The following is a 2,552-nucleotide window of genomic DNA, read 5'->3' on the forward strand; positions in this document are numbered from 1 at the left end:
AACCATACCTTAGCGATCGATGTTTTTCTTCTCCCGGTTGCGTAATACTTCATATCCATACTCACGTCATTCACTCCTTAGATCAAGAGGAATCGGGTTTTGGGCTGCGTGGGGATGGGAATCGCCAGTGTAAACTTTTAATTTGCTAATAATGCGGTTTCCCAGTTTATGATGGGGAATCATCCCCCATACTGCCTTACGAATCACTTCCTCGGGTTTTCTTTTCATTAAATGCTCCAATGTTTCTACTCGAAAGCCGGAGGGATAACCGGTGTGATGTCGATAAACTTTATTGGAGAGTTTTTTCCCGGTAACCCGGACCTTGTCGGCATTGACGACAATAACGAAATCGCCAGTATCAAGGAAGGGCGTATACATCGACTTGTTCTTCCCTAACAAGATTTTGGCAATTTGGCAGGCCATTCTACCCAGTACTAAATCCTGGGCATCAACGACATACCACTTTTGTTGAATATTCTTAAATGATGGAATATATGTTTTCGGAACCATAAACACCTTCTCCTCCGCGCATATTAGAACATACGAATTTTAATGAACGTTCCGCCAAATGTCAAGTGCCTATCGATTATATCATAGCCAGTCGATTGATATATCATTTCTTATCTTTTTAAATAATTAAGTTAATAACTCCAATAAATCAATGGTTTTTTCTCTATAGCAAAGGCTTTTATTATAAAGTGATAATTTATAATGTTCTTATTAAGTATTTTTTTTAAACAATTAATATAAATCTGTAATCAACTTGGTTGAATTTTAAAAAACTATTATAGATTATTTCTTTAATAACGAATATCTCATTCCCAATAATAATAGAAAATAAAGAATAGCCGTAGATCTTTTAATTCATAATTTATACTTTACTTCCAATACCTCGCGATTGTATTGCTCTGACAGAAAGAGCCGATAAAAGAATGATACACATAAATATGTCTCGATAGGCGGGCTCTAGCCCTAATAAATTTACACCATTAGTTATTACGGTTAATACAAAACACGCCAAAGCGGTACGATAAACCGATCCAGTTCCACCGGTAAGGAGCGCTCCTCCTAAAATAGGAGCTGCTATTGCTGGCATAAAATAACCCTGTCCCATTGCTGGACGAGCCGATAAAGCTCTACTTGCCAAAATTAATCCAGCTAAACCCGCGAGGGCTCCATTTAAACAAAATAAGATGAGTTTTACCTTTAAAGTTGGAATACCCATTAATCTGGCTGCTCGTTCATTACCACCAGTAGCATAGATCCAGCGTCCAAACTTAGTTTTACTGGCACTTATTGCTGCAATTACGATTACGATAATCATCCAGTAAACTGAGGTAGCGATCCCTCCAAAATACCTACCATAAAATATCTGGGGAATGAGATTATTCTGTAGTAAAACTGCCCGATAATTACATACAATCATAACTATTCCCTGGACTCCTGACATAGTTGCCAAAGAAACTAAAAAAGAAGGGATTCCTAATTTTGTAACAAAAAATCCGTTTACTAATCCAACTAAAAAAGCAGCAAAGATACCGAGAAAGATAAGATAAATTGTATTAGATGGACTAGCGACTGCTGCAACTGCTGCTGACAGTTCTAATACTGAAACAAAAGAAATGTCAATTTCCCCTGCTACGAGTAAAAAATTAATACCAACTGCTAATATGCTTAGTACTGCCATAGTTTCAAAAATTACTCGGAAATTGGTCATGACAAGAAAATGAGGTGTAAGATTGGAAAACAGAATGATAAGACCGATTGCCGCAACACTTAATACAATTGTGTCAATATGATAGACAGATTGTTTAACCGTACGGATGTCCACTAGTTAGCTCCTTTCCCATTTATTACATATAAGTAATGAGCTGGTCACGGCTCATTCCCTTTTCCACATCCACTTCAACTTCAACTTCCCCGTGTTTCAATACGATAATCCTGTCGCACAACCTGAGAGCATCGTCCAAATCATGACCGACGAAAATCATAGGATACAACTCCTTGGATTTTTTGAGGATTTCAAAAAGAATATCGATTGCCTTTTCGGAAAGAGCTGAAGTTGGTTCGTCCAAAAGAATGAGCTTTGGTTTAAAATGCATGGCGCGCGTTATGGCAACCGCTTGTCTTTGACCTCCAGAAAAGTTTGAGATGAGCTCTCTAACATCAAGATCAAATCCAAGTTCTTTCAAGGACTCACTGCTCTCTTTCCACATTTTTTTATAATCGACAAACTTAAATAAGCCACCGAAAACAGACCTTGTTGGTTCTTGCCCAAGAAAAAAATTTTCTGCCATAGTCAAGTGTTCAACAAGAGCGGATTCTTGATATACAGCACCAATGCCCGCATTTGTTGCTTCACGTGGACTCTCAAAGATCACTTCTTTCCCTTCCAACAAGATTTTTCCACTGGTAGGCTTAATAGCACCACGAATAATTTTTATTAATGTTGATTTCCCTGCTCCATTATCTCCCATGATACCCAAAATTTCTTTCTTTTTTAAATAAAAACTCACATTATTTAATGCTTGAATGCGTCCAAAATTTTTACT

3 protein-coding genes are annotated in these 2,552 nt (G+C 37.4%); all 3 read right to left on the minus strand.

What is annotated here, in order from left to right; genetic code table 11:
- Positions 1-66: 66 nt before the first annotated feature.
- Positions 67-510 carry a 50S ribosomal protein L13 gene (rplM, locus tag PLK24_RS10630; RefSeq protein ID WP_324478962.1) on the minus strand — a complete coding sequence of 148 codons (444 nt, stop codon included), beginning with the start codon at positions 508-510 and terminating at the stop codon, positions 67-69.
- Between the two features lie 361 nt (positions 511-871).
- Positions 872-1,831, minus strand: a complete 960-nt coding sequence (locus PLK24_RS10635; protein WP_324478965.1) for an ABC transporter permease — start codon at positions 1,829-1,831, stop codon at positions 872-874.
- Positions 1,832-1,853: 22 nt separating this feature from the next.
- Positions 1,854-2,552, minus strand: a 699-nt coding sequence (locus PLK24_RS10640; protein ID WP_324478967.1) for an ATP-binding cassette domain-containing protein, incomplete at its 5' end; no start/stop codon positions are given.

This window comes from Atribacter sp. (assembly GCF_035418125.1).
Taxonomy (GTDB): domain Bacteria; phylum Atribacterota; class Atribacteria; order Atribacterales; family Atribacteraceae; genus Atribacter; species Atribacter allofermentans.

What these genes read in the sequence shown, in the direction of transcription:
- rplM (WP_324478962.1), bottom strand. Translation starts at nt 510, where the DNA reads ATGGTTCCGAAAACATATATTCCATCATTTAAGAATATTCAACAAAAG.